Below are 22,949 nucleotides of genomic sequence, written 5' to 3'. Positions count from 1 at the left end.
AGGAGCCACCATGGGCGAAGCGAGAATCCTGCTGCGTGAAGCGCCGGTGGCTGCCGGCGGCACAGGCGAAGTCGAGCGCAAGCTGAGCGTTGCCGAGCTGTTGTGGAATGACGGCTTCGTCCGCAAGTCCGTCATCATCCTGTTCCTCGCCGCGGTCTGGGAGGCCTACGGCGTCGCTCTCGACAATCCCCTGCTGTTTCCGACACTGCACGACACCTTCGTGACGCTGTTCGAGCGCGTCAAGGACGGCACGATTCCGATGCGCGCGTGGACCTCGCTGAAGGTGCTGTTCATGGGCTATTCGGCCGGCATCGTGCTGGCCGCGATCTTCACCGTGCTCGCGATCTCGACCCGGATCGGCACCGACTTCCTGGAGACGGTGACGGCGATGTTCAATCCGCTGCCGGCAATCGCGCTGCTGCCGCTGGCGCTGATCTGGTTCGGGCTCGGCAATGGCAGTCTCGTCTTCGTACTGATCCATTCGGTGCTGTGGCCGGTCGCGCTCAACACCCATTCCGGTTTCAAGAGCGTGTCCAACACGCTGCGCATGGTCGGCCGCAATTACGGCCTGCGCGGGCTGCCCTACGTCGCCAAAATCCTCATCCCGGCGGCCTTCGGCTCGATCCTCACCGGCCTGAAGATCGGCTGGGCGTTTGCCTGGCGCACCCTGATCGCGGCCGAGCTGGTGTTCGGCGTGTCTTCGGGCCAGGGCGGGCTCGGCTGGTTCATCTTCGAGAACCGCAATTTGCTCGACATACCTGCCGTCTTCGCGGGCCTCTTGACCGTGATCATCATCGGGCTCTTTGTCGAGAACCTGATCTTCCGCGCCATCGAGCGGAACACCGTCCAGAAATGGGGCACCCAATCGTGACCAAGACAAAAACGCCCGACCAGCTCCGCAGCGCGCGCTGGTTCGCACCCGACGATCTCCGCTCGTTCGGCCACCGCTCACGCGCCATGCAGATGGGCTATGCGCCGGAAGAGTGGAAGGACCGGCCGTGCATCGCGATCATCAACACCTGGTCGGAGGCGCAGCCTTGCCACATGCACTTCAAGTCGCGCGTCGACGACGTCAAGCGCGGCATCCTGATGGCCGGCGGCCTGCCGGTGGAGTTGCCGGCGCTGTCGCTGTCGGAATCGCTGCTCAAGCCGACCACCATGCTCTATCGCAATCTCCTTGCGATGGAGGCTGAGGAGCTCTTGCGCAGCCATCCCGTCGACGGCGTGGTGCTGATGGGCGGCTGCGACAAGACCACGCCGGCGCTGCTCTTGGGCGCGACCTCGATGAACATTCCGGCCATCTATTTGCCGGCCGGCCCGATGTTGCGCGGCAACTGGAAGGGCAAGACGCTCGGCTCCGGCTCGGATGGCTGGAAATACTGGGACGAACGCCGCGCCGGCAAAATCTCCGACAAGGACTGGCTCGATATCGAGGCCGGCATCGCCCGTAGCTACGGCACCTGCATGACCATGGGCACCGCCTCGACCATGACGGCGATTGCGGAGGCGATCGGCATGACGCTGCCGGGCGCTTCCTCGATTCCGGCCGCGGATGCCAATCACATCCGCATGGCCTCCGAATGCGGCCGCCGCATCGTCGAGATGGTGTGGGAGGATTTGACGCCGAAGGCGATCCAGACCCGCAAGGCGTTCGAGAACGCCATCGCGGTGGCGATGGCGATGGGTTGCTCGACCAACGCGATCATCCATCTGATCGCGCAGGCCCGCCGCGCCGGCCAGGACATCGGTCTCGACGATTTCGAGATTGCGAGCCGCAAGGTTCCCGTGATTGCCAACGTTCGCCCGAGCGGCGATGCCTATCTGATGGAGGATTTCTTCTATGCCGGCGGCCTGCCGGCGCTGATGGGCGAGATCAAGTCGCATCTGCATCTCGACTGCATCACGGTAACAGGCAAGACCCTCGGCGAGAACATCGATGGCGCCGAGGTGCACAACCCCGATGTGATCCGCTCCGTCGACAATCCCATCTACAAGGAGGGCGCGCTCGCCGTGCTCAAGGGTAATCTCGCGCCCGACGGCTGCGTCATCAAGCCGAGCGCCTGCGCGCCGCGCTTCCTCAAGCACACCGGGCCCGCGCTGGTGTTCGACGACTATCCGTCGATGAAGAAGGCGGTCGACGATCCCAACCTTGATGTCACCGAGGACCACATCCTGATCCTGCGCAATGCAGGCCCGCAAGGAGGGCCGGGCATGCCGGAATGGGGCATGCTGCCGATTCCCACAAAACTCGTGAAGCAGGGCGTGCGCGATATGGTGCGCATCTCCGACGCGCGCATGAGCGGCACCAGCTACGGCGCCTGCATCCTGCACGTCTCGCCGGAGTCCTATATCGGTGGCCCGCTGGCGCTGGTGCAGAACGGCGACTGCATCACGCTCGATGTCGCCGCGCGCACCATCAATCTCGATGTGCCCGAGGCCGAGCTCGCCAAGCGCCGCGCCGCCTGGAAGCAGCCCGAGCGCCGATTCGAACGCGGCTATGGCTGGATGTTCACAAAACACATCAAGCAGGCCAATGACGGCTGCGACTTCGACTTCCTCGAGACCGATTTCGGCGCGCCGATCGGCGAGCCGTCGATTTATTGATGTCCCCGTCATTCCGGGGCATCGCGAAGCGATGAGCCCGGAATCCATCGTGCCGCAGTCGGTGTCGCCCGATGGATTCCGGGTTCGCGCTACGCGCGCCCCGGAATGACAACAGAGAGTGCCCTTATGACCAAACTCAGCGAAGCCACCCGCAACAAGCTCAAATCCGTCTCCACCGCCACCGTCGCCACCGCCTTGTTCAAGCGCGGCCTGCGCATCCAGATGATCCAGGATGTGCATCCCGTCGGTGCCGATCAGCCGACCATGGTCGGCGAGGCCTTCACGCTGCGCTACATGCCTGCGCGCGAGGACCTCAACACCATCGATGTCTTCAAGGACCGCTCGCATCCGCAGCGCAAGGCGGTCGAGGATTGCCCGGCAGGTAGCGTGCTGGTGATGGATAGCCGCAAGGACGCGCGCGCGGCCTCGGCCGGCGCGATCCTGGTGACGCGCTTGATGAAGCGGGGTGTTGCCGGCGTCGTCACCGACGGCGGCTTTCGCGATTCCGCCGAAATCGCAAAGCTCGGCATCCCCGCCTACCATCATCGCCCCTCGGCGCCGACCAACCTGACGCTGCACCAGGCCATCGAGATCAACGTCCCGATCGGCTGCGGCGATGCGCCGGTGTTTCCCGGCGACGTCATCCTTGGCGATGCCGACGGCGTCATCGTGATCCCCGCGCATCTCGCCGATGAGATCGCCAACGAAACCTTCGAGATGACCGCGTTCGAGGACTTCGTCACCGAGGAAGTCGGCAAGGGCCGCGGCATCTTCGGTCTCTATCCCGCCACCGACCCGCAGACGCTGACCGACTTCGCGGAATGGCGGAAGAAGAACGGCCGCTAAGGCCGAGACGAATTCGCATCAAGATATGAGCCGGCGCATCAAGCGCCGGCCTTTTGTCAAGCAGGGAGGACTTCGATGAATTTCACGCGACGCAATCTCATGGCCGGCGCCGGCGCAGCAGTGGCATCCACGCTTCTCGCCCGCGCCGCCAGCGCGCAGTCGTTCCCGTTCACGCCGAACCAGCGTTATCCCGATCCCGCTGTTCAGATCCTCGATCCGGGTTTCGGAAAGTACCGGCTCTATTCCTCGACGGTCGAGCAGGTCGCGACCGGCATGCGCTGGGCCGAAGGCCCGGCTTATTTCCCGGACGGCGGCTATCTCCTGTTCTCGGACATTCCCAACAACCGGATCATGAAGTTCGACGAGAAGACCGGCCAGACCAGCGTGTTCCGCGCCAATGCCAACTACGCCAATGGCAATGCGCGCGACCGCCAGGGCCGTCTCGTGACCTGCGAGCACTCCGTCACCCGCTGCATCACCCGCACCGAGAAGGACGGCAAGATCACCGTACTCGCCGACAAGTTCGAGGGCAAGCGGCTCAACGCGCCGAATGACATCGTGGTGAAGTCCGACGACAGCATCTGGTTCACCGATCCCTTGTTCGGCATCAATGGCGAGTGGGAAGGCAAGAAGGAGAAGGCCGAGCAGGCTACCACCAACGTCTACCGCATCGCCAAGGACGGCAAGCTCACCGCCGTCCTCACCGACCTCGTCAATCCCAACGGCCTTGCCTTCTCGCCGGACGAGAAGAAGCTCTACGTCGTCGAGTGGAAGGGCACGCCCAATCGTAGCATCTGGAGCTACAATGTCGGCGACGACGGCAGTCTTAGCGGCAAGACAAAATTGATCGACGCCGCTGACCAGGCCTCGCTCGACGGCTTTCGCGTGGATCGCGACGGCAATCTCTGGTGCGGCTGGGGCTCGAACGGCGCGCTGCAATCCGAGCCCACCGAAGTCGGTGGCCGCAAGATCTATCAGCTCAAGGGCAAGCCGGAGGATCTCGACGGCGTGATGGTCTTCAACGCGGACGGCAAGCCGCTCGCCTTCATCAAGCTGCCGGAGCGCTGCGCCAATCTCTGTTTCGGCGGCCCCAAGAACAACCGTCTCTATATGGCCAGCAGCCACTCGGTGTATGCGCTCTACGTCGAGGCGCATGGGGCGGTGTGAGTCTCCGCCTCTCCCCGCAAGCGGGGAGAGGGAGAAGATCACGCCTCTGCCATCCCCGCCGCCCACAGCGCGAACGCATAGACGATCGCGACCTCATCCAATCGGTCGAACCGTCCCGAGGCGCCGCCATGGCCGGCGCCCATGTTGGTGCGGAGCAGGACCGGGCCGCCGCCGCTCATGGTGGCGCGCAGGCGCGCGATCCATTTGGCGGGCTCCCAGTAAGTGACCCGAGGATCAGTAAGCCCGCCCATCGCGAGGATCGCCGGATACTCCTTTGCCGCAAGATTGTCGTAAGGCGAATAGGACAGGATGGTGCGAAAATCCTTCTCGCTCTCGATCGGGTTGCCCCATTCCGGCCATTCCGGCGGCGTCAGCGGCAGCGTGTCGTCGAGCATGGTGTTGAGCACGTCGACGAACGGCACTTCGGCGACGATGCCGGCGAACAATTCGCCGGCGCGGTTGGCGACCGCGCCCATCAGCATGCCGCCGGCCGAGCCGCCATGGCCGACGATGCGTTTGGCGCCGGTGTATTTCGCCGCGATCAATGCTCGGGCGCTGGCGGCAAAATCGTCGAAGCTGTTCGTCTTCTTCTCGCGCTTGCCGTCGAGATACCAGCCCCAGCCCTTGTCGGCGCCGCCACGGATATGGGCGATGGCGTAGACGAAGCCGCGATCGACCAGCGACAGGCGGTTGGCGCTGAACGAGGCCGGCATCGCCATGCCGTAGGAGCCGTAACCGTAGAGCAGCAGCGGCGCGGTGCCGTCGAGCTTCAGCCCGCGGCGATGGAGGATCGAGACCGGCACCTCGGCGCCGTCATGCGCCTTCGCCATGATGCGCGTGGTGACGTAATCGGCCGCATCATGGCCGGACGGGATCTCCTGGCGCTTGCGCAGGATGCGCGTGCGCTTGATCATGTCGTAATCGTAGACTTCCGACGGCGTCGTCATCGACGAATAGGCGAAGCGCAGATTCGTTGTCTCGAACTCGTAGGAGCCCATCGTATCCAGTGAATAGGCGGCTTCGTCGAAGGCGATGGCGTGCTCGTCCCTGGTGGTGAGATCGCGGATCACGATCGACGGCAGCGCATTGGCGCGCTCCAGCCGCACGAGATGGCCGGCATAGAGATCGAGGTCGATGATGTAGATGCCCGGACGATACGGGATCAGGTCGCGCCAGTTCCTGCGCTCGGGCGCGCTGAGCGGCGCCGTGACGATCTTGAAGTCGATGGCGTCGTCGGCGTTGGTGAGGATGAACAGCTCGTCGCCGCGGTCGGCCAGCGAATATTGCACGCCTTCCTCGCGCGCCGCGACCAGGCGGGGCGGGGCCTCAGGGTTTGCCAGATCGATCAGCCGCTGCTCCGAGGTCTCGTGGTCGCCGCCCGCGATCACGCAGAAGCGGCCGCTGGTGCTCTCGTGCAAATGGGTGAACCAGCCGGAATCCTGCTCCTCATAGACCAGCGTGTCGTCGGCCTGCTTGGTGCCGAGCTTGTGCCGCCACACCTGCATCGGTCGGTGATTGTCGTCGAGCTTCACATAGAAGAAGCTCATGCAGTCAGCACTCCAGACGATGCCGCCATCGGTCTCCTCGACGAGGTCGTCGAGGTCCTTGCCGCTCGCCCAGTCGCGGACGCGGATCGAGAAATATTCGGAGCCCTTGGTGTCGGCGCTCCAGGCCTGCAGCTTGTGGTCGTGCGAGTGCCGGCTGCCGCCGAATTTGAAATATTTATGGTTTTTTGCCAGCGCATCGCCGTCGAGCACAATCTGGCCTTCGCCGCCGTCACGCGGCATGCGGCCGAACAGCTCGTGCTGCCCGCCCTCGCGAAACCTGCGGAAATAGGCGAAGGGACCGTCCGCCGACGGCACGCTGGAATCGTCCTCCTTGATCCGCCCGCGCATCTCGCGCACCAGCGTCTTTTGCAGCGCCGCGGTGTGGCCGAGCAGGCTCTCGGTGTAGACGTTCTCCTCATCCAGATATTTGCGGATGTCGAGATCGAGCACCGCGGGATCGCGCAGCACCTCCTGCCATTTCTCGTCCTTCAGCCAGGCATAATCGTCGGTCACGGTGATGCCGTGCCGCGTGAAGGAATGCGGCCGGCGTGGGGCGACGGGCGGCTGGGAAGCTGTTTTGGCTTGTGTCACTCGATCCTCGTTCATGTCCGTACGTCGCTGCTCTTCGCCTCTCCGCGCTTGCGGGGAGAGGCCGGAATGCGCGCGTAGCGCGGATTTCGGGTGAGGGGCACTCTCCGCGAGTCCAACTATCACCGTCCTTGCGGAGGCTCCCCCTCACCCCGACCCTCTCCCCGCAAGCGGGGCGAGGGAGAAGGCTCGTCCGCCTTATATCGTCCCGTTTCCGCGAATTGCCAGCGCGACGGCCAAGTCGCCGGGTTGTTGATCGCCCCCTTGTATGCTTTAGGCTCCATAATCCCGCCGCCGGTCCAGCCTGATGCTGTTCAATTCCTATCCGTTCATCCTGCTGTTCCTGCCGGCCGTGCTGGCCGGCTATTTCTGGCTCGGGCGGCGCAGCAATCTGGCGCCGGTGATCTGGCTGGCGCTGGCCTCGTTCGCCTTCTACGCCATCGGCAACTGGCAATTCCTGGCCCTGCTGCTGATCTCGATCGCCTTCAACTACGGCATCGGCCACCTCCTCATCGTGTCGAAGCTCGCCCCAATGCAAAGAAAAGCGGCGCTCGCTTTCGGCGTCATCGGCGATCTCGTCGTGCTCGGCATCTTCAAATATGCCGGCTTCGTCACCGAGAACATCAATGCGCTGGCCGACACGCAACTCGCCGTCCACATCCTGCTGCCGGTCGGCATCTCCTTCTACACGTTTACCCAGATCGCGTTCCTGGTTGACGCATATCGCGGCCAGGTCGCGGCCTACGCGTTGCCGCATTACGCGCTGTTCGTGACATATTTTCCGCATCTGATCGCGGGGCCGATCCTCCACCACAAGGACATGATTCCGCAATTCGAGCGGGAGAAGGCCAAGGATCCGGACCCGCATCTGATGCTTTGCGGAGTCATCATCTTCGCGATCGGCCTGTTCAAGAAGACCTGCCTTGCCGACGGCATCCAGCCGCTGGTCGCGCTCGCCTTCGAGGCGCGCTCGCCGAGCTTCGACCAGGCCTGGTGTGGTGTGCTCGCCTACACGTTCCAGCTCTATTTCGATTTCTCCGGCTATTCCGACATGGCGATCGGGATATCGCTGATGTTCGGCATCTTCCTGCCCGTCAATTTCAACTCGCCCTACAAGGCCACGAGCATCGTCGAGTTCTGGCGCCGCTGGCACATGACCTTGTCGCAGTTCCTGCGTGACTACCTCTATATCCCGCTTGGTGGCAATCGCAGGGGGCGCGTGCTGCGCTACGTCAATCTGATGATCACGATGCTGCTCGGCGGGCTCTGGCACGGCGCCGCCTGGACACTCGTGGCGTGGGGCGCGCTGCATGGCGCCTATCTCTGTGTCAACCACGCCTTCAATGCGCTGGTGCCGAGCATTCCGTCGCCTCTTGTGAGGCCGGTCCGCATCGCCGGCTCCGCGCTGACCTTCCTCGCCGTCGTGATTGCCTGGGTGTTCTTCCGCGCCGAGAGCGTCACATGGGCGCTGCGGGTCCTCCAGGCCATGGCCGATCCCGCGAATATCGTCTTCGGTCGCGAGGAGATCGCAGCGCTGGTGCTGGTCTCGATCTACGCCGCGCTGGTGTGGTTGGCGCCGAACACGCAAGCGATCATGGGATACGACCACGGCAACCGCAGGGTGGGCGAGGCCTTGCGGGCAGGGCGCATGCGACCGCTGTTTCTCTATGGCGCGTCGCTGGTGCTCGCGTTCGGGATTTTGGGCATCCAGAGCCACAGCGAATTCATCTATTTCCGGTTCTGATGCAGGGCATTTCCACCAGTCTGAAGCGTCTTCTCCTCGCCAGCATCGCGTGCGTGCTGGGCTCGGCGGCGCTCACCTATATCGTCGATCCCCTGCAGCTGTTCCGCCCGTCGCGCCTTGGCACGGCCTTCTATTCCGACGACACGCGCGTGCAAAATGCCGGGCTGATCCGCAGCCAGTCGTTCGACACCGCCTTCATGGGCACTTCGCTCGCGATCCATTTCCGCCAGAGCGACATCGATCGCGTGCTTGGCGTGCGCTCGCTCAAGCTGGCGATGACGGGCTCCAACTCGCGCCAGCAGGGTTTTGTGCTGGAGCAAGCGATCGACCGCGGCGCAAGGCGTGTGATCTGGGCGATGGACGATTTCATCTTTGTCGATGCCGCCGACATCGAGGCCGATCCCTATCTGTCCGTCGATCTCTACCGCGGGACGGCCAAGGGCATCGCGTCCTATCTGTTCAATGCGGCGATGGCGAAGGAATCCGTGTTCGCATTGCTGCGGTCGGTCCCGCCGCTGCGGACGCCGCTGACCCGGGCGGCGCCTTATCTCCCGCTCAAATTTGCGCTGCCCGACGTCGACGACATCTACGCGCTGCCCAGGGATTTCGATGTCACGAGCGGCTACAATGCGAAGCGGACGCGTGCCGCCTTCGCCTACATCACCGCTCCCGCGCGCAGCCGTTTCCTCGGCGAGGGTTACGGCTATGACGTCATGGTCAGGCATTTCGAGCGTGATGCCGTCGGGCTGATCGCACGCTATCCCGACGTGATCTTCGACATCTACTTCCCGCCCTATTCGATCCTGCAGTTCGTCGCGATGCGCGATGCCTCGCCCGAGACGCTGAAGATCGTCACCGATCTCACCGCACGCATCGCGCAAGACCTGACGCAGCTTCCCAACGTGCGCCTGCACGATTTCCGCGCGATCAAGCACGTGACGCATGATCTCGGCAATTACAGCGACGTCATCCACCATTCGCCGGTGATCGACGCGAAGGTGCTGGCGTGGCTGGCGAACGGGGAATATCGCGTCGATCCGAAGGCGCCGCTCATGTCGCTGGATGAGCTGAAGGCGCAGGTGGAGGCGTATCGCGTCGAGCGCTGATCTTCCCCTCTCCCCCTGTGGGAGAGGGTGGCTCGCCGCGTAGCGGCGAGTCGGGTGAGGGGTATCTTTCGGTGAGCCCGTCTGGCAGTTGGAGCTGAGGATAGAACCCCTCATCCGGCGCTTCGCGCCACCTTCTCCCGCAAGGGGAGAAGGAAGAGAGGAGCGAGGCTTTCGCAGGGACGACAGCGGAGTTTGTCGCTCCGCCTTAAACCGCCACCTCTTCACCGAGATACGCGACCGCGGCTTCCAGCCCGCCCTTGCCATGCAGGATCTTCAGTGCATTGAGCCCGACCTCGATCACGCCCAGCGTGCCGAGCAGCATCGGCGCATTCACATGACCCATATGAGCGATGCGGAAGGCTTGTCCGGAGAGATCGCCGATGCCCGTGCCGAGCACGACGCCGCACTTCTCCTTGCAATAGCGTTGCAGCACGGCCGGGTCATGGCCGTTGCTCATGGTCACCGTGGTCACGGTGTTGGAACGCTCGCTGGCTTCGGCGACGTTGAAGCCGAGCACCTGGCCTTCCGACCAGACGGACACCGCGCGGCGCGCGGCTTCGCCGAGCAGGCTGTGGCGGCGGAAGGCGCTCTCCAGCCCTTCCTCGTGCAAGAGGTCGATCGCCTGGCGCAGTGCGAACAACAGATGCACCGGCGCGGTGCCGGCATATTTGCGATAATTCTCGGTGCCCTCGCGCTCGCTCCAGCTCCAATAGGGCGTCGCCATGTTCGCCGTCTTGTGCACCTCGAGCGCGCGCGCATTGGCGGCGACGAAGCCGAGGCCGGGCGGCGTCATCAGGCCCTTCTGCGACCCGGACATCGCAACATCGATGCCCCATTTGTCCATCTCGAACGGCATGCAGCCGAGCGAGGCCACGGTGTCGACCATGTACAGCGCGGGATGCCCGCTCGCCTTGATCGCCTTGCCGATTGCCTCGATGTCGTTCTGCACGCCCGAGGCCGTATCGACCTGGACCACGACAACCGCCTTGATGGAGTGCTCCTTGTCGCGGCGCAGGCGCTCCTCGACCTCGTGCGGCCGCACCGCGCGGCGCCAATCGCCCTTGAGCACCTCGACCTCGGCGCCCATCAGGGCTGCCGCATTGCCCCAGCCGATCGCAAAGCGGCCGCTCTCCAGCACCAGCACCTTGTCGCCGCGCGACAGCACGTTGCTCAGCGCCGCTTCCCAGGCGCCGTGGCCGTTGGCGATGTAGATGTAGGACTTGCCCTTGGTCGCAAACAGCTTCGAGATGTCGCTGAGCAGGCTCTCGGTCAGATCGAGCATCTGCTGGGAGTAGATGTCGATCGCCGGACGGTGCATCGCCTGCAGCACCTCGTCGGGCATCGTGGTGGGCCCGGGGATGGCCAGAAATTCCCGGCCCGCGCGAACGGTCATTGCTGTTGGTCCTTGTTGCTGGAGGACAGGCTGGTGGGTTGCTGATTCAGGGTTTTACGCGCCGTCGGGCTCCTGGAAAAGCGCGTAAAATGCAGGTCTGGGGTGGATTATCTCTTGGTTTCGCGGCAGCCGGCGGCCTCGGCCTCTTCCACCGAGCAGAACCAGCGGGTGCCCTTGCTGATCTTCATCTTGATCTGGGTGTACCAGCGGCTGGTCGGCTGGTGGTAGATGCATTCGCCTGATGTGTTGACGTTGCCCTTGATGGTGCAGTCGGGCGAGGGCGCGACCGGCCCCGAGGCCGAGGCGAGCAGCACCGCATGCGCCCCGTCGGGCGGCTTGGTGGCGCCCAAGATGGCCGTCTTCTTGTTGCGCACGCGCCAGTCCCAGGGCGCGATGAAGGCGCCCTGCCACATCCCGGCCTTGGCCTCTCGCGCGGCGGCTTCGTCTGCGGCGTAATCATGGGACATGCGGGTGTAGGCCAGCGCCCAGCCGTTGCGCACCAGCCATTTCTGGATGTCCTCGCCGCCGACCTCGCAGCGTGCCACGGTGCGGCCGCGCCGGTCGATCGCGCGGGTGTGGCAGACCCAGTTCTTGCCCTCGGCGTGTTTGGCGAGCTCGTCGCGTGCGGCGACGCCGCAGGTCCAGCGCTCGGTCTTGGTGTTGAGGCAGAGCTGGTCGACCGCGGGCGCGTCGATGCCGCCGAGCCGGATCCGCGTGTTCCCGATCACGATGGCGTCGCCGGCGCGCACTTTTGCCATGCCGGTGATGTCGGCGGCCTCAGCCAGGGACGGGAGCGCGATGAAAGACAGCGCAATCAGGACTTTTCGCAACATGCCGGTCCGGGTTTTCAGGACATTTGGATAGATCGCGCAATTGTGGTCGGCTTTTGGTCGCCCGGCCAGCTTATGCCTGACGATTGAGCTTTCAACTTCCTGTCATTGAACGCGCGAGTTGCGAACAGGGAATCGCGAATAGGGATGCATGAGCCCCATTCGTTACTCGCCATTCACCATTCGCCTCCGCGCCACCGCCAGTCCCATCAGCACGAACGCCGACGTCACCTCGGGACCGCCGACCAGGATCCGTGTCGGTGTCTTCATCTTGTTCCATTCATAGGCGCGGAACGGGCCGCGGCGGCCGCCTTCGCCGATGGCGCCGACGATCACGTTCAGCGCCGGCGCGAAGGCGCGCGGGTCGGCGCCGAGATGGCCGAGCGCGATCAGCGCGAGCGCCGCGTCGAACACGTTCATCTCGGCGGCCATCAGCTCGCCCTTGACGTAGGATAGCACGCGGTGGCGGATGAAATCGAAATCGCCAGCGGGATCAATTGCGGCCTGCGCCGCCAGCGGCAGCGACAGGAAGGTCGCATAGCAGCGCCCGAAATAGGCACTGTAGAGCTCCGGCAGATAGTAGATGTGCGAGCGTGGATTGGCGAAGGCGCCGCTGGCCGCCAGGCGCTTCTGGAAGCCGATGATGCGATGCACGGTGGCGAGCCGCGCCGGCGTCTCCAGAATTTTCCAGCGCGCCAGGTTGCGAAAGCTGACCTCGAGAATGTCGAGATTGAGCGTCGGATCGAGATCGTTGCCGTAGGGCCGCTCGCCCGCGAGATTGTCGATCCAGGTCGCGACCCCGCCCTCATAGTCGATATTGTCGTTGAGCGGCACGGTCACGCGCGGTTCGTTGACGCCGGCGCGGACCTGGTAGCCGGCGTAGAAATCCAGTAGCGGCTGGTCGATGATGGGATCGGTGCAGCCGGCCTGTGTCGCTGCAGAGATCGAGCAGGCCGTGGTGTCGCAATCCGGCACGTAGATGCCGAAGCCGAGATCCTGCTTGATCTGGGCGAAGAAGCGCGAGAAGCGCGGATGCGGCGCCGGCGCGAGCGCGGTGATGACATTGAACCGCGCGCCGTCGATGCCCTCGACCTCCTCGCGGCTGATGTTGACGCAGAAATCCACCATGCCGGCGATCGCGCGCTCCGCCGCCATCTTGTCGGCGGATGAGGCGAGCCCGGTCTCGACATAGCTCAGCAGCGCCTCGATGAAGAACGCGTCGTAATAGGCTGAGCGGTGACGGATCTGCACCGGCTCCCACATCGGCTCGGCAATCCCTCGCCAGGGCGGATTGACGACCGCGCGCGCCGGCGAGCGTGCGATGAAGACGCGGGCGAGATTGAATAGCAGCGAGGAGTTCTTGTAGCCGCGCGCGTTCAGCCCCGTGAGCGCCATGATCAGCTCGCGCCCGCGGCAATCGGGATCGCCGATCAGGTTGAACGCGGCATAGGTCGGCAGGAAGCCGTTCTTGCGGTACGAGCCGAGCAGGTGCTGGGCGCAGTCGCGGATCACGCCGTCAATCTCAGATTGTTGCGGCGCGGAGCCGGTGAACATCGCCGGCGGCGGCCGGGGATGGTCGAGCGCGATGCTGTCGACGAGGTCGGCCACTGGCTGGCCGACGGCCGCCCAGTCGGGCTCGGCGTCGTCGCGGGCACGGGAGAGCGCCTTGCGCAGCGCCGTCAGCCGGGCCTCGTCGCGCAGCTCGGGGACGCCCGCGCGTCGCAGCAGTATCCGCAGTGCGGGATTGCCGAGCGCGGTCTTGTAGAACTTGGCCAGATGCGGATCGCCGTTGGCAGGGCCCGACAAGACGGGATCGCAGACGTCATAAAGAGAAGGCCCCTCCTTCGGCGCCGTCAGCGCCCGGCAGGCGGCGCCGGCAAAATATGGAAAGCTCATGAAATACCTGGTGGCGGGGTCTTGTCGCGGGAGCCTGGCCGGGGGCCAGCTAGCGCGCTCCGAGCCACGCGCCACCCCCCTGCAAGCCTTTGAAAAAGCTACCCGGATTCGCAGGAAATACAAATGTGATCGCAGTCACGGAAAAAGTCGGCATGAGGGCTGCATGATCCGGCTCCGGATGAGCACGGGGAACCAACAAAACAGAGGAATTTGGCTTGGAGAATTAACTAATATCTTCATGGGCTTAGCTCAAATTTTGGACGATCTATTGCTGCGAAGGCGATATCCGGTTAAGGGTTTGTTTGGTGCGGCGCCGCAAATTGCGCGCAATTCGGGGGCACTTCCCCGGCCAATCCCTCAAACCTAAAGACGCTATCGCGCTACTCAAACAGTGTGCGCGCGCTTGGCTGGTCTTTGGCACTGACAGGAATGAAGCGAGATGAATGTAAGGCAGCTCGACATTTCCCGACGCACGATCGCCCTCGCTGCGGCCCTCATCGGCACGGTTTCGCTCGTGATCGGTGCCCATGCTGCGCTCAACATGCGCGCCATCGATGCTGCCAAGGCCGTCTCGACCGACCAGATCACCGGCTCGATCGGCCAGACCTCGCGCCTCGCGCTGGTCATCGGCAATGGACATTACCCCGACGCCAGCGCGCCGCTGACGCAGTCGATCAACGACGCCCGCGCGCTGTCCTCGTCCCTGCGCAAGAACGGCTTTGACGTCGACATGGTGGAAGATGCGACCAAGGATGACATGGTCCGCGCCGTCAACCGCCTGAAGTCCCGGATCAAGCGCGACACCGTCGTCATGCTGTTCTTCGGCGGCTACGGCGTGCAGGCCGGCCGCGAGAGCTACATGCTGCCGGTCGATGCCGCGATCTGGAAGGAAAGCGACGTCCGCCGCCAGGGCGTCTCCATCGACGGCGTGCTCGACATGATGAAGGAGCAGGGCGCCAAGGCCAAGCTCGTCGTGGTCGACGCCTCCCGCCGCAATCCCTTCGAGCGCCGCTTCCGCTCCTACAGCCACGGCCTCGCGCCGATCAGCGCGCCCGACAATGCGTTGATCCTCTCCTCCGCCTCGCCCGGCAAGGTCGTCGACGACGGCAAGGGCGAGCACAGCGTGCTGGTCAGCGAGTTCCTCACCAACCTCAATGCGCAGGGCAGCGCCGAAAGCGTCTTCAACAAGACCCGCGTCGCCATCTCCCGCGCCAGCGAAGGCGACCAGGTCCCGAGCATCTCGTCCTCATTGCTCGAGGACGTTCATTTCGGCGAAGCCGGCGGCTAGTTCTTCGCGGCGATTGTAGGGTGGGTTAGCCCTGCAGATGCGTAAGGCGCATCTGCTCGGCGTAATCCACCTTCTTCATCCCCACGTCATTGCGAGCGCAGCGAAGCAATCCAGAGTCCCTCCGCGGAAAGATTCTGGATTGCTTCGCTGCGCTCGCAATGACGGTTGTGGTGACCTACTTCGCCGCCTCCGCGGCCATCACCGGGCGCACCGGATCGCCCTCGCGCAGCAGCGCGCCGGCGCGGGCGACGATGACGTCGCCATCGTTGAGGCCGTCGCGGATCTCGATATTGCCACCCGACATCAATCCGACCTCGACGCGCTTGGTCTCGACGCGATTGCGGCGGATTACCTGCACCACGGTGCCGGCCGAGGAATATTGCACCGCCGTCAGCGGCACCGCGACGTTGCAGCTCTGCCCGGACTTGATCAGCGCACGCCCGCTCGCGTTGAGCAACAGACGCTTCTGCGAGGAGATGCCGATATAGACCATGCCCTGCTGGATGTTCGGCTCGACGGTCGGCCCGATGCGGCGAATCTTGCCGTCCATATCGCCGGCGCCGGCGATGCGCACGGTCGCCTGCTGATTGACGGCGAGCTTGCGCATGTCGGTGGTTGCGACCAGGCCGACCAGGTCGTATTCGCTGCGCGCCACGATCGTGAACAGGGCCTCGCCCTTGGCCGAGGCGAAATTGCCGATCTGTGCGGTCGAGGTGGCGATCACGCCCGCCACCGGCGCGGTGACCTGAAGCGTGCCGCCTTCTGGCAGTGCCAGCCGTGCCAGCACCTGGCCGGCAGTGGTGGTCTGGCCGGCTTCCGCCAGCACTTCCGTCACCTTCAGGCCGGGACGCTCGGGCCGCACCGAGGTTTCCTCGCGCGCAATGATCGTGCCGGTCGCCTCGACGATGTCGGAGAAGCAGGATTTCGCGACCTTCAACACCGTGACCGCCGGTCCCTTGGGGGCGTCGTCCTCGGCGGCTCCGGCCGGATATTGGCCGAGAACGAACACGCCGGCGATGGCTGCGGGGAACAGGCTTCGGGCAACGGCACGGGGCAAATGACGCATCGAAAATTCCACCGGGGTTCAAGCCCTTCAATCGATAGCAGATGGCAACGGGCCGGACTATGGCAGCGTGGCCCCCTGGCAGGATGCCACGCCGGAGCGCGTCGCCGCGGCCAGTTCTTGATTACAAGTCCTTGATTAGTCGCGGGATTGGAGATCAGGTTCGCTGCCGTTGGGGCCGGCGCCGCTGCCCGTGGGATTTGCATCCCGCCGCAAGTCGCGGCGAAGCAATAGCTGCCCGTCAGCTTCGGCGATCACCCAGCAGCTTGCCGGTGGAACGATCGATCAGGTGCAGGCGCGTACAGGCCTGACACGGCACGGAAACATGCGTCCGATCGGCTGGCTCGTCGCCAAGCCGATACTGCACGTTAATGCCGGTCTGGGGGCACTTGAAGACGATTTGACGGTCCATCCCCGATAACATGGCGCCAAAGCGGGCCTCGCGAAATTGCGGATCTTTACGTAGGCCCGCCGCGCGCCCCTCATGGCAGGTTCAGGAACTCCACCCAGTTCGGCTTCTTGCCGGTGGGATAGGATTTCAGCTTGGTGAGCGCGCCGCTGTTCTGGTCGATCGCATAGACCGTCATGCCGTCGGAGAGCTCGCCGACCGCGGCGAGGTAGCGCCCCGAAGGATCGATGTTGAAACCGCGCGGCTGCTTCTCGGTCGGCACGCTGCCGATCGTGGTCAGCTTGCCGCTTGTTGTGTCGATCTTGTAGGCGGCGAGCGTGTTCGTGGTGCGCTCGGAGGCGTAGAGAAAGCGCCCGTCAGGGGTGATGTGGATGTCGGCCGCCCAAGGCTTTCCTGAAAAGCCTTCCGGCAGCGCGGTGGTGCGCTGGATCTCGGCCCATGCGCCGCTCTTGGCCTCATAGCTGAACGCCGCGACGTCGCCGTTGAGCTCATGGATGAGATAGACGAACTTGCCGTTGGGGTGAAATACGAAATGCCGTGGCCCTGATTTTTCCGGCACCTTGATCGCCGGCGGATCGCTCGGCGTCAGCGTGCCGGCGGTGGCATCGAATGCGAAGCTCAGCACCTGATCGGAGCCGAGATTGGTCGCGAACACGAAGCGGTTGTCGAGCGAGGGCAGGAAGGCGTGCGCGTTCAGTCCGGTCGGGATCACCTGCTTCGGCTCGCCGGCGGCGCCGTTTGCCTGAAGCGGATTGAGCGCAACCTTGTTGCCGCCATAGGAGGCGCTGAACAGGAACTTGCCGCTGCGGTCGACGGCGATATTGGCCATGCTGTCGGCGAGCGGTCCGTTGCCGATGTGACTGAGCTGACCGGTTTTGGGATCGATCGCGAAGCTCACCGCGAGATAGGGCTGCGAGCGGACGCCGGCGATCAGCACACGGTGATCGGGCGTGATCGCGAGCGGCGTCGAGGAGCCGGGCTTGTCGACGCCGGTGAAGGCGGCGGTCTGCACCGGTGTCATCTCGCCGCTCTCGGCCATCTTGAACACGCTGATGTCGTTGCTGTCGGCGTTGCCGACATAGGCGAAGGTTTCGGCCATGCCGGCGCGGACTCCAGGAACGAGGGCGAGTAAGGCGAGGGTGGTCGCGACCGCAGCGCGCGGCAGGCGCGATCCGATGCGTCGGGTCGATCTCAACATGTTTTCCTCCTCAAAGCCGGGACGGCATTGTCGTTTTGCCGTCGAGGATAGCGGGCGGCGCGCCGTCGCACCAAATTCCAGTTGAGGATCGATCGATGCCGAAATTGTATCGGTCGCGCGGGATAACTACCGCACCGCCGCGGTCACACTGCGGGAGGGCAGATGCGGGCCGGGCGGGGGTGCGGGCGGACCGAGCACGGTCCATAGGGTGACCGCGAGCAGCCCGCAGGTCAGGATGGTCCAGGCGATCAGTCGTTTCCGCATCAGGCCGAATCCGTTGGTCGAATGCCCCGCCAACGATCGTGCACTGCAAACCTCGACGATCCTATGACCTCGTTCACAGGCGAACCAATGCCACGCCAGTGCATTGAAGCATCATGCCCCGCGAAAACGATCTCGAAGGCCAGCCCGACATGGGCGGCAAGCATGGCGGTCAGAAAGGCCAGCCCAAACCGCCGCCGCGCCCGCAGGAGGGCGAGCGCGACGAGGACGTCGTGGCAAAGCGCCACACCGGCCAAACCGAGCGCGCGCCGCCGCCGACCAAACAGAAATAGCGCCGCCTCGCGCCGGAACGGCAACCTCACCTTGTCGTTACCCTGATCCCGCGGGCGGAAGAGATGGAAACGGAGGCTGGCACGTGTTTTGGATTTATTGGAACACCGCCTGGTCGCTCATCATCAGCGGCATCATGTTCGCCACCATCGTCAGCCATCCCGACGCTGAGTTCGCCGAGATCCGGGCGGCCAAGCTGGAGAAGTGAGCCGCTGGTGTCCGAGGCCTAAAACCTCGACTACTCGCAATCCTCAAGTCATGCTGCCGGGGATGAAGCAGCGGATCATGGCACGACCGTTGACGTAATAGGGCCAGACGAAGGTGCGGCCGGCGCGGTTCGGTACGGTGATCACGGCGTCGTCGGGCACCGCGATCCACTCGCCCTGAAGCCGCACCCGGTAATGGCCGTCTTGCGTGTCCCAGTCGACATCGTCGAGTGCGGTGCCGTCGGCGTCCGAGCAGCAGGGTCCACCCGCTTTGCTTTTCAGGCTCTCGAACCAGCCCTTGAGCGGTGAGTTTGCGTAGCGACCGTCGTCACGGGCCTCCGCGGGCAGGCCGATCAAGACTGTGATTGCCACCAGCGGGGTCATCCTGAAAGCCACGATCGCCATTTTGCCTCGCTCGATCTCGCCCGCGCAGCGGCGCTGACGCGCGCGAGGCGGCGTTGGCTGATGCCCGCCGGACGGAGTTCCGGCGGCTAAGCAGGGCGATAACCGCAAGGGTCGAGGTTTGATCCTATTTTCGACAGCGGCGGTGGGGCGCAGGCGGTAGCGCAAAAACGAGGGCGCGAGCTCATTGACGCAATGGAGCGCGCCCTCGTTCAGTCCCGTCTCGACGGGCGTCAATAGTCCCAGAAGACCGGGACCCAGCGGAAGGCGTCGCCCTCGGCCGCGACCCTGCCGACGGACGGGAACGGCAGGTGAGTGGCCACCAGCATCTCGCCGGACTCGGCAAGCTCACGCAAAAGGCGGATACGAACGCGCGCCGCCTCCTCGGGGTCGTGTTCGAAACCGTTGTGCCAGTCGGGCTGCTCGAACCCGACGGCAAACACGGCGTCGCCGGCGAAGGTCAGCGCGTCGCCGCCGGACGCGATGCGAACCACGCTGTGTCCGGGCGTGTGACCGCCGGTGCGACGGGCAACGACGCCAGGCGCAACCTCGTGCTGCTCATCGAACAGCCGCAGTTGGTTGCCGTACTCCTTCACGAACCGCTTCGCGGTCGACCGAAGCGCGTCCGGAAATCCCTGCGGCATGTTGGTGTGGGTGAAATCGGGCGCCTCCCAGAATTTGACCTCGGCGGCGGCCACATGGATCCGCAGATCCGGACGCAGTCGCTCCTTCACCCCGTCGACGAGCAGTCCGCCGATATGGTCCATGTGCATGTGGGTCAGCACCAGGTCGGTGACGGACGGAAGGTCGATGCCAGCGGCCTCCAGTCGCTTGATCAGCTGCCCGGCCCGCGGCAGGTGCAAGTCCGGATCTGATCCTAGTCCCGCGTCGATGAGAATGGTCTTGCCGCCGCTGCGCACCATGACGGCGTTCAGCGCCCAGTCGAATGCATCCGGCGGCAGGAACATGTGGTTCAGCCACGCAGACCGGGCGGCCGGGTCGACATTGTGTCCCAACATCACCGTTGGCAGCGGCAGCACGCCGTCGCTGACCACCAGCACGTCGATCTCGCCGATCTTCAGCGCATAGCGCGATGGCACGAGCTCTTCAGGGGCGGGCCCGCCGAGATGTGAGGTGTTGTGTAGATTCATGTTTGTCTCCTTCTGAGGGTTGGGGATCATCTGGTTCATTTTGAAATCTCCTTCGCTCTGTCTTGATGCTCAGTTCTGGGGGGGCGGCGATTGGCGATGGTGACGGTCTAACGGATCAGCTTTGCCGCTGCGCCAGAGCGATTGCCGTCGCTGTCGAGCGATTGCTGCGAACATCCAGCGCGAAAGCGTCTTCATGGCGCCTCTCCGTTCTCGCGAACGATGGCTGATTGGCATTGGCTCTCTGTGCGGTCCGGTTACCGTCAATAGAGATCGCGATGCCGGTGATCTCCGGCTCTTCGGTACGGCGTGCCTGCGCTGCGCGCATTTGGGCGTATCGGTGCAGCCCCAGCTTGACGGTGACGAGCACCGGCACCGCGAAGACAAAGAGCAGGGCGACCGCATTGAACGCCGCGTCGAAGGCGATCACCGTCGACTGGCCGATGAGCACGCGGTCCAGCAGGCTCGTGGCGGCGCGGCCGGCCGCCGCGTCCATTCCCCTCGCGGCGAGCATCGCGGCCGTCGAGGTCAGCCGCTCGCTGACTGCGGGCACGCCGGCAGTGAGGTTGGCGCCGAGCACCGTCAAATTGCCTGCGGTGTGGTGCTCGATCAGGGTCTCCAGGCCGGCGACGCCGATGAGGCCGCCGAGCTGCCTGCTCGTGTTGAACAGGCCGATGCCGAAGGCGCGGTTGCGTTCGCTGAGGTTGCCGAAGGCGATCAGGGTGATCGACAGGAACAGGAAGCCGAGACCGAGGCCGCGCAGGAGGATGGCGGCCATCATGTCATGCGCACCGCTTTCGCTGGTCGAACCCGACAACATCCACATCGCAACCGTGATCATCAGGATGCCAAAAGGCACCGTGGCGACGGGAGGGACACGACGGACCTGCATGAGGAAGGCAGCGACCAGCAGCGTGGCGACGAAGAACGCGCCACTCGGCAGCAAGAGCAGACCGGCGTCGGTCGGCCTGAACGCCAGAACCGACACGGCAAAGAACGGGATCAGGAACGCGCTGCCGAACAACGCGGCGCCCGCAACGAAGCTGACGACGAAGGCGAAGCAAAAATCCTCGCACTCGAACAAGGAGAAGTCGAGCAGGCCCTCACCCCCGGCCAGCACCTGCCTGCCGAGAAATGCCAGCAGCGCGGCCGTCCCGCTCACCGTGAGCCAGAGGATGCAGGGCTCCTCGAACCAGGCCCATCGACTGCCCTGGTTGAGGACATAAGTGAAGCAGAAGAGCGCGACCGAGATCAGCCCCAGGCCGATCCAGTCGAGCGGGCGACGCTGTTGCTCGACGGGCTTCGGGCCATCGGCGATCAACAGCAGGCCGGCAGCCGCCAGCGCCAGCGGAATGACGCTGAAGAAGATCCACGTCCAGGACCGGCTGTCGATCAGCCAGCCTTGCAGGGCCGGGGCGATCGTCGCGGGCGCGACCACCGATCCCATCGCAAACAAGGCCTGAAGGATCGGCTGGCGGGATTGCGGATAGGCGTGAAAGAGCGTCGCCTGGCCCGCGACGAGCAGGATGCCGCCAGCGAGGCCCTGCACCATGCGGAGCACGATCAGCAGATCCAGCCGTGCGGTAACGATCGTCAAGCCGCATGTGATGCCCATCACCAGGGTCGAGCCGATGATCAGGCGGCGAGGATCGACGCGGTGCACCAGCAAAGGCGCGGTCATGAACCCGATCAGCTTCAACGCGATGTAGCCGATGTCGAGCCAGGCGAACTCGTCGGGTGTGACATGGACGTCTCCGATGATGTAGCTGCGTCCGAGCGACAGAACCGTGCTCGCGATCGCCTCCGTCAGCGTGGCCAGCACGATGCCTGCGACGAACAGGGCTCCCGCCGCAGATCGTTCGCGGCGCGGCGCGATGGCGAGGATCGCCGTCATGAGCCGCTCCCTTGATCGACGTCGACGCGTGCCGACAGGCCCGGTACCAGCCGGCCGGGCAGCCGATTGCTGGTGAAGCGGATCTTCACCGGTACGCGTTGAACGACCCGAATGAAGTTGCCTGTCGCGTTGTCCGAGGGGAGCATGCTGAAGGCGGATCCGCTGCCTGGCGCAAAGCTGTCCACGACGCCGTCGAGCGCCGTGTGCCTGTAACCGTCGACGACGATGCGCACGCGCTGGCCCGGCCGGATATGCTCGACCTGGGTCTCCTTGAAATTGGCCACGACCCACACATCCCTGACCGGAACGATGTCGAGCAGGGCGGTACCTGGCGCGACCAGGCGGCCGATGCGAACCTGGCGGTTGCCGATGACGCCGTCGACCGGCGCACGGACGATGGTGTTGTCGAGATCGATTTGAGCGAGGTCGCGTGCGGCCTGTGCCTGCGCCACCGCAGCTACGGCAGCTTCGCGCTGGCTGGCGAGGACGGCGATGCGCTGCCGCTGCGCCTCGATCGTTGCTTCCGCTGCGGAGACCGCCGCCTCGGCCTTCGACAGCGCCGCGTCGCTTTCATCGACCTGGGCCTGGCTGACGGCATTGGTGCGGATGAGCTCGCGGCGACGGTCGGACGCCTTGCGGGCCAGATTCTTCTCGGCCACGCTCGCAAGCCCTTGAGCTTCGGCCTGCCGGATCAGGGCATGCTGAAGCTGGATCTCCGCATCGACGTTCGTCAAGCGGGCCTGTGCGGCTTCGACATTGGCGACGGCCTGGGCGAACCGCGCGCGGTGGTCCCGATCGTCGATCCGGAACAGGACGTCACCCGCCCGCACAGCCTGGTTGTCCTGAATCTCCACCGCCGTGACGTAGCCCGCAACCTTCGGCGCGAGCGAGGTCACGTCGCCGCGGATATAGGCGTTGTCTGTAGAGGTCTCGCCGGATTGGGCATAGGTAAACCCTGCGGCCACGACCGCGACGGAGGCAAGGCACAGCGACAGGCCGATCGCCCTCTTGTTCAGATGCATCACGACACCCTCCTGGAACGGCTATGATCACTGATGCCCATGTTGG

Annotated in this window: 20 protein-coding genes; 9 read left to right on the top strand and 11 right to left on the bottom strand. The window is 64.6% G+C overall.

Going from position 1 to position 22,949, the window contains the following annotated elements; genetic code table 11:
• Positions 1-10: 10 nt before the first annotated feature.
• The 4 genes from NLM27_RS32430 to NLM27_RS32415 all read left to right on the top strand — a co-directional run bounded on the left by NLM27_RS32430 (position 11) and on the right by NLM27_RS32415 (position 4,617).
• Positions 11-871 carry an ABC transporter permease gene (locus NLM27_RS32430; protein ID WP_254147146.1) on the top strand — a complete coding sequence of 287 codons (861 nt, stop codon included), beginning with the start codon at positions 11-13 and terminating at the stop codon, positions 869-871.
• Positions 865-2,604, top strand: coding sequence for an L-arabinonate dehydratase (araD, locus tag NLM27_RS32425; protein WP_254148989.1), 1,740 nt, complete (start codon positions 865-867; stop codon positions 2,602-2,604). Before NLM27_RS32430 ends, araD begins: the two co-directional genes overlap by 7 nt.
• Before the next feature lie 126 nt (positions 2,605-2,730).
• Complete coding sequence (locus NLM27_RS32420) at positions 2,731-3,450, top strand: ribonuclease activity regulator RraA (RefSeq protein WP_254147145.1); 720 nt, start codon at positions 2,731-2,733, stop codon at positions 3,448-3,450.
• A gap of 75 nt (positions 3,451-3,525) precedes the next feature.
• The gene (locus NLM27_RS32415) at positions 3,526-4,617 is read left to right on the top strand and encodes an SMP-30/gluconolactonase/LRE family protein (RefSeq protein ID WP_254147144.1); all 1,092 of its coding nucleotides are present in this window, start codon (positions 3,526-3,528) and stop codon (positions 4,615-4,617) included.
• 38 nt (positions 4,618-4,655) lie between these two features.
• Here the strand turns inward: NLM27_RS32415 and NLM27_RS32410 are convergent, their stop codons facing one another.
• Positions 4,656-6,755, bottom strand: a complete 2,100-nt coding sequence (locus NLM27_RS32410) for a S9 family peptidase (RefSeq protein WP_254147143.1) — start codon at positions 6,753-6,755, stop codon at positions 4,656-4,658.
• Positions 6,756-7,059: 304 nt separating this feature from the next.
• Here NLM27_RS32410 and NLM27_RS32405 point away from each other — a divergent pair, with 304 nt between their 5' ends.
• Positions 7,060-8,496: an MBOAT family protein gene (locus tag NLM27_RS32405; RefSeq protein WP_254147142.1), complete on the top strand. Its 1,437-nt coding sequence runs from the start codon at positions 7,060-7,062 to the stop codon at positions 8,494-8,496.
• A complete protein-coding gene (locus tag NLM27_RS32400; RefSeq protein ID WP_254147141.1) occupies positions 8,496-9,602 on the top strand; it encodes a hypothetical protein in 1,107 nt (368 codons plus the stop codon). Before NLM27_RS32405 ends, NLM27_RS32400 begins: the two co-directional genes overlap by 1 nt.
• Before the next feature lie 205 nt (positions 9,603-9,807).
• Here NLM27_RS32400 and NLM27_RS32395 read toward each other — a convergent pair whose 3' ends face one another.
• The 3 genes from NLM27_RS32395 to NLM27_RS32385 form a co-directional block, all read right to left on the bottom strand.
• Positions 9,808-10,995, bottom strand: coding sequence for an alanine--glyoxylate aminotransferase family protein (locus NLM27_RS32395; protein WP_254147140.1), 1,188 nt, complete (start codon positions 10,993-10,995; stop codon positions 9,808-9,810).
• Positions 10,996-11,102: 107 nt separating this feature from the next.
• The gene (locus tag NLM27_RS32390) at positions 11,103-11,828 is read right to left on the bottom strand and encodes a thermonuclease family protein (protein ID WP_254147139.1); all 726 of its coding nucleotides are present in this window, start codon (positions 11,826-11,828) and stop codon (positions 11,103-11,105) included.
• Between the two features lie 162 nt (positions 11,829-11,990).
• On the bottom strand, positions 11,991-13,721 hold the full coding sequence (locus NLM27_RS32385) for a hypothetical protein (protein ID WP_254147138.1): 1,731 nt from the start codon (positions 13,719-13,721) through the stop codon (positions 11,991-11,993).
• Positions 13,722-14,160: 439 nt separating this feature from the next.
• Between NLM27_RS32385 and NLM27_RS32380 the strand changes: the two genes are divergently transcribed.
• Positions 14,161-15,009, top strand: coding sequence for a caspase family protein (locus NLM27_RS32380; RefSeq protein ID WP_254147137.1), 849 nt, complete (start codon positions 14,161-14,163; stop codon positions 15,007-15,009).
• Between the two features lie 175 nt (positions 15,010-15,184).
• On the opposite strand, the gene NLM27_RS32375 is transcribed toward NLM27_RS32380, so the two are convergent.
• The 3 genes from NLM27_RS32375 to NLM27_RS32365 form a co-directional block, all read right to left on the bottom strand.
• Entirely contained in the window at positions 15,185-16,075 is an 891-nt protein-coding gene (locus tag NLM27_RS32375) for an efflux RND transporter periplasmic adaptor subunit (protein ID WP_254147136.1), read from the bottom strand.
• 479 nt (positions 16,076-16,554) lie between these two features.
• Entirely contained in the window at positions 16,555-17,679 is a 1,125-nt protein-coding gene (locus tag NLM27_RS32370; RefSeq protein WP_254147135.1) for a beta-propeller fold lactonase family protein, read from the bottom strand.
• A gap of 126 nt (positions 17,680-17,805) precedes the next feature.
• Positions 17,806-17,943: a hypothetical protein gene (locus NLM27_RS32365; protein ID WP_254147134.1), complete on the bottom strand. Its 138-nt coding sequence runs from the start codon at positions 17,941-17,943 to the stop codon at positions 17,806-17,808.
• Positions 17,944-18,056: 113 nt separating this feature from the next.
• On the opposite strand from NLM27_RS32365, the gene NLM27_RS32360 reads away from it, so the two are divergent.
• The gene (locus NLM27_RS32360; protein WP_254147133.1) at positions 18,057-18,233 is read left to right on the top strand and encodes a hypothetical protein; all 177 of its coding nucleotides are present in this window, start codon (positions 18,057-18,059) and stop codon (positions 18,231-18,233) included.
• 83 nt (positions 18,234-18,316) lie between these two features.
• Positions 18,317-18,439: a hypothetical protein gene (locus tag NLM27_RS43680; protein WP_309144772.1), complete on the top strand. Its 123-nt coding sequence runs from the start codon at positions 18,317-18,319 to the stop codon at positions 18,437-18,439.
• 43 nt (positions 18,440-18,482) lie between these two features.
• On the opposite strand, the gene NLM27_RS32355 is transcribed toward NLM27_RS43680, so the two are convergent.
• From NLM27_RS32355 to NLM27_RS32340, 4 genes are all read right to left on the bottom strand, one after another.
• Positions 18,483-18,842 carry a hypothetical protein gene (locus NLM27_RS32355; RefSeq protein WP_375142289.1) on the bottom strand — a complete coding sequence of 120 codons (360 nt, stop codon included), beginning with the start codon at positions 18,840-18,842 and terminating at the stop codon, positions 18,483-18,485.
• Positions 18,843-19,072: 230 nt separating this feature from the next.
• Positions 19,073-20,029, bottom strand: a complete 957-nt coding sequence (locus NLM27_RS32350; RefSeq protein WP_254147132.1) for an MBL fold metallo-hydrolase — start codon at positions 20,027-20,029, stop codon at positions 19,073-19,075.
• 76 nt (positions 20,030-20,105) lie between these two features.
• Complete coding sequence (locus NLM27_RS32345) at positions 20,106-21,881, bottom strand: DHA2 family efflux MFS transporter permease subunit (protein WP_254147131.1); 1,776 nt, start codon at positions 21,879-21,881, stop codon at positions 20,106-20,108.
• Positions 21,878-22,903 (bottom strand): HlyD family secretion protein, encoded by a 1,026-nt coding sequence (locus NLM27_RS32340; protein ID WP_254148987.1) that lies wholly within the window; start codon positions 22,901-22,903, stop codon positions 21,878-21,880. The genes NLM27_RS32345 and NLM27_RS32340 overlap by 4 nt, the downstream gene beginning before the upstream one ends.
• Between the last annotated feature and the right edge of the window lie 46 nt (positions 22,904-22,949).

It is taken from the genome of Bradyrhizobium sp. CCGB12 (assembly GCF_024199845.1).
In the GTDB taxonomy this organism is placed as follows: domain Bacteria; phylum Pseudomonadota; class Alphaproteobacteria; order Rhizobiales; family Xanthobacteraceae; genus Bradyrhizobium.
Note: the sequence above shows the minus strand (reverse complement) of the source record. Positions and strands in the feature narration are given on the sequence as shown.

Excerpts from the sequence above, each read along its gene's own strand:
- NLM27_RS32415 (WP_254147144.1), top strand. The coding sequence starts at position 3,526 with ATGAATTTCACGCGACGCAATCTCATGGCCGGCGCCGGCGCAGCAGTG.
- NLM27_RS32395 (WP_254147140.1), bottom strand. The coding sequence starts at position 10,995 with ATGACCGTTCGCGCGGGCCGGGAATTTCTGGCCATCCCCGGGCCCACC.
- NLM27_RS32370 (WP_254147135.1), bottom strand. The coding sequence starts at position 17,679 with ATGTTGAGATCGACCCGACGCATCGGATCGCGCCTGCCGCGCGCTGCG.
- NLM27_RS32355 (WP_375142289.1), bottom strand. The coding sequence starts at position 18,842 with ATGGCGATCGTGGCTTTCAGGATGACCCCGCTGGTGGCAATCACAGTC.
- NLM27_RS32385 (WP_254147138.1), bottom strand. The coding sequence starts at position 13,721 with ATGAGCTTTCCATATTTTGCCGGCGCCGCCTGCCGGGCGCTGACGGCG.
- NLM27_RS32340 (WP_254148987.1), bottom strand. The coding sequence starts at position 22,903 with ATGCATCTGAACAAGAGGGCGATCGGCCTGTCGCTGTGCCTTGCCTCC.
- NLM27_RS32380 (WP_254147137.1), top strand. The coding sequence starts at position 14,161 with ATGAATGTAAGGCAGCTCGACATTTCCCGACGCACGATCGCCCTCGCT.
- NLM27_RS32400 (WP_254147141.1), top strand. The coding sequence starts at position 8,496 with ATGCAGGGCATTTCCACCAGTCTGAAGCGTCTTCTCCTCGCCAGCATC.
- NLM27_RS32365 (WP_254147134.1), bottom strand. The coding sequence starts at position 17,943 with ATGCGGAAACGACTGATCGCCTGGACCATCCTGACCTGCGGGCTGCTC.
- NLM27_RS32390 (WP_254147139.1), bottom strand. The coding sequence starts at position 11,828 with ATGTTGCGAAAAGTCCTGATTGCGCTGTCTTTCATCGCGCTCCCGTCC.
- NLM27_RS32420 (WP_254147145.1), top strand. The coding sequence starts at position 2,731 with ATGACCAAACTCAGCGAAGCCACCCGCAACAAGCTCAAATCCGTCTCC.
- NLM27_RS32350 (WP_254147132.1), bottom strand. The coding sequence starts at position 20,029 with ATGAACCAGATGATCCCCAACCCTCAGAAGGAGACAAACATGAATCTA.
- NLM27_RS32405 (WP_254147142.1), top strand. The coding sequence starts at position 7,060 with ATGCTGTTCAATTCCTATCCGTTCATCCTGCTGTTCCTGCCGGCCGTG.
- NLM27_RS32360 (WP_254147133.1), top strand. The coding sequence starts at position 18,057 with ATGCCCCGCGAAAACGATCTCGAAGGCCAGCCCGACATGGGCGGCAAG.
- NLM27_RS32430 (WP_254147146.1), top strand. The coding sequence starts at position 11 with ATGGGCGAAGCGAGAATCCTGCTGCGTGAAGCGCCGGTGGCTGCCGGC.
- NLM27_RS32345 (WP_254147131.1), bottom strand. The coding sequence starts at position 21,881 with ATGACGGCGATCCTCGCCATCGCGCCGCGCCGCGAACGATCTGCGGCG.
- NLM27_RS32375 (WP_254147136.1), bottom strand. The coding sequence starts at position 16,075 with ATGCGTCATTTGCCCCGTGCCGTTGCCCGAAGCCTGTTCCCCGCAGCC.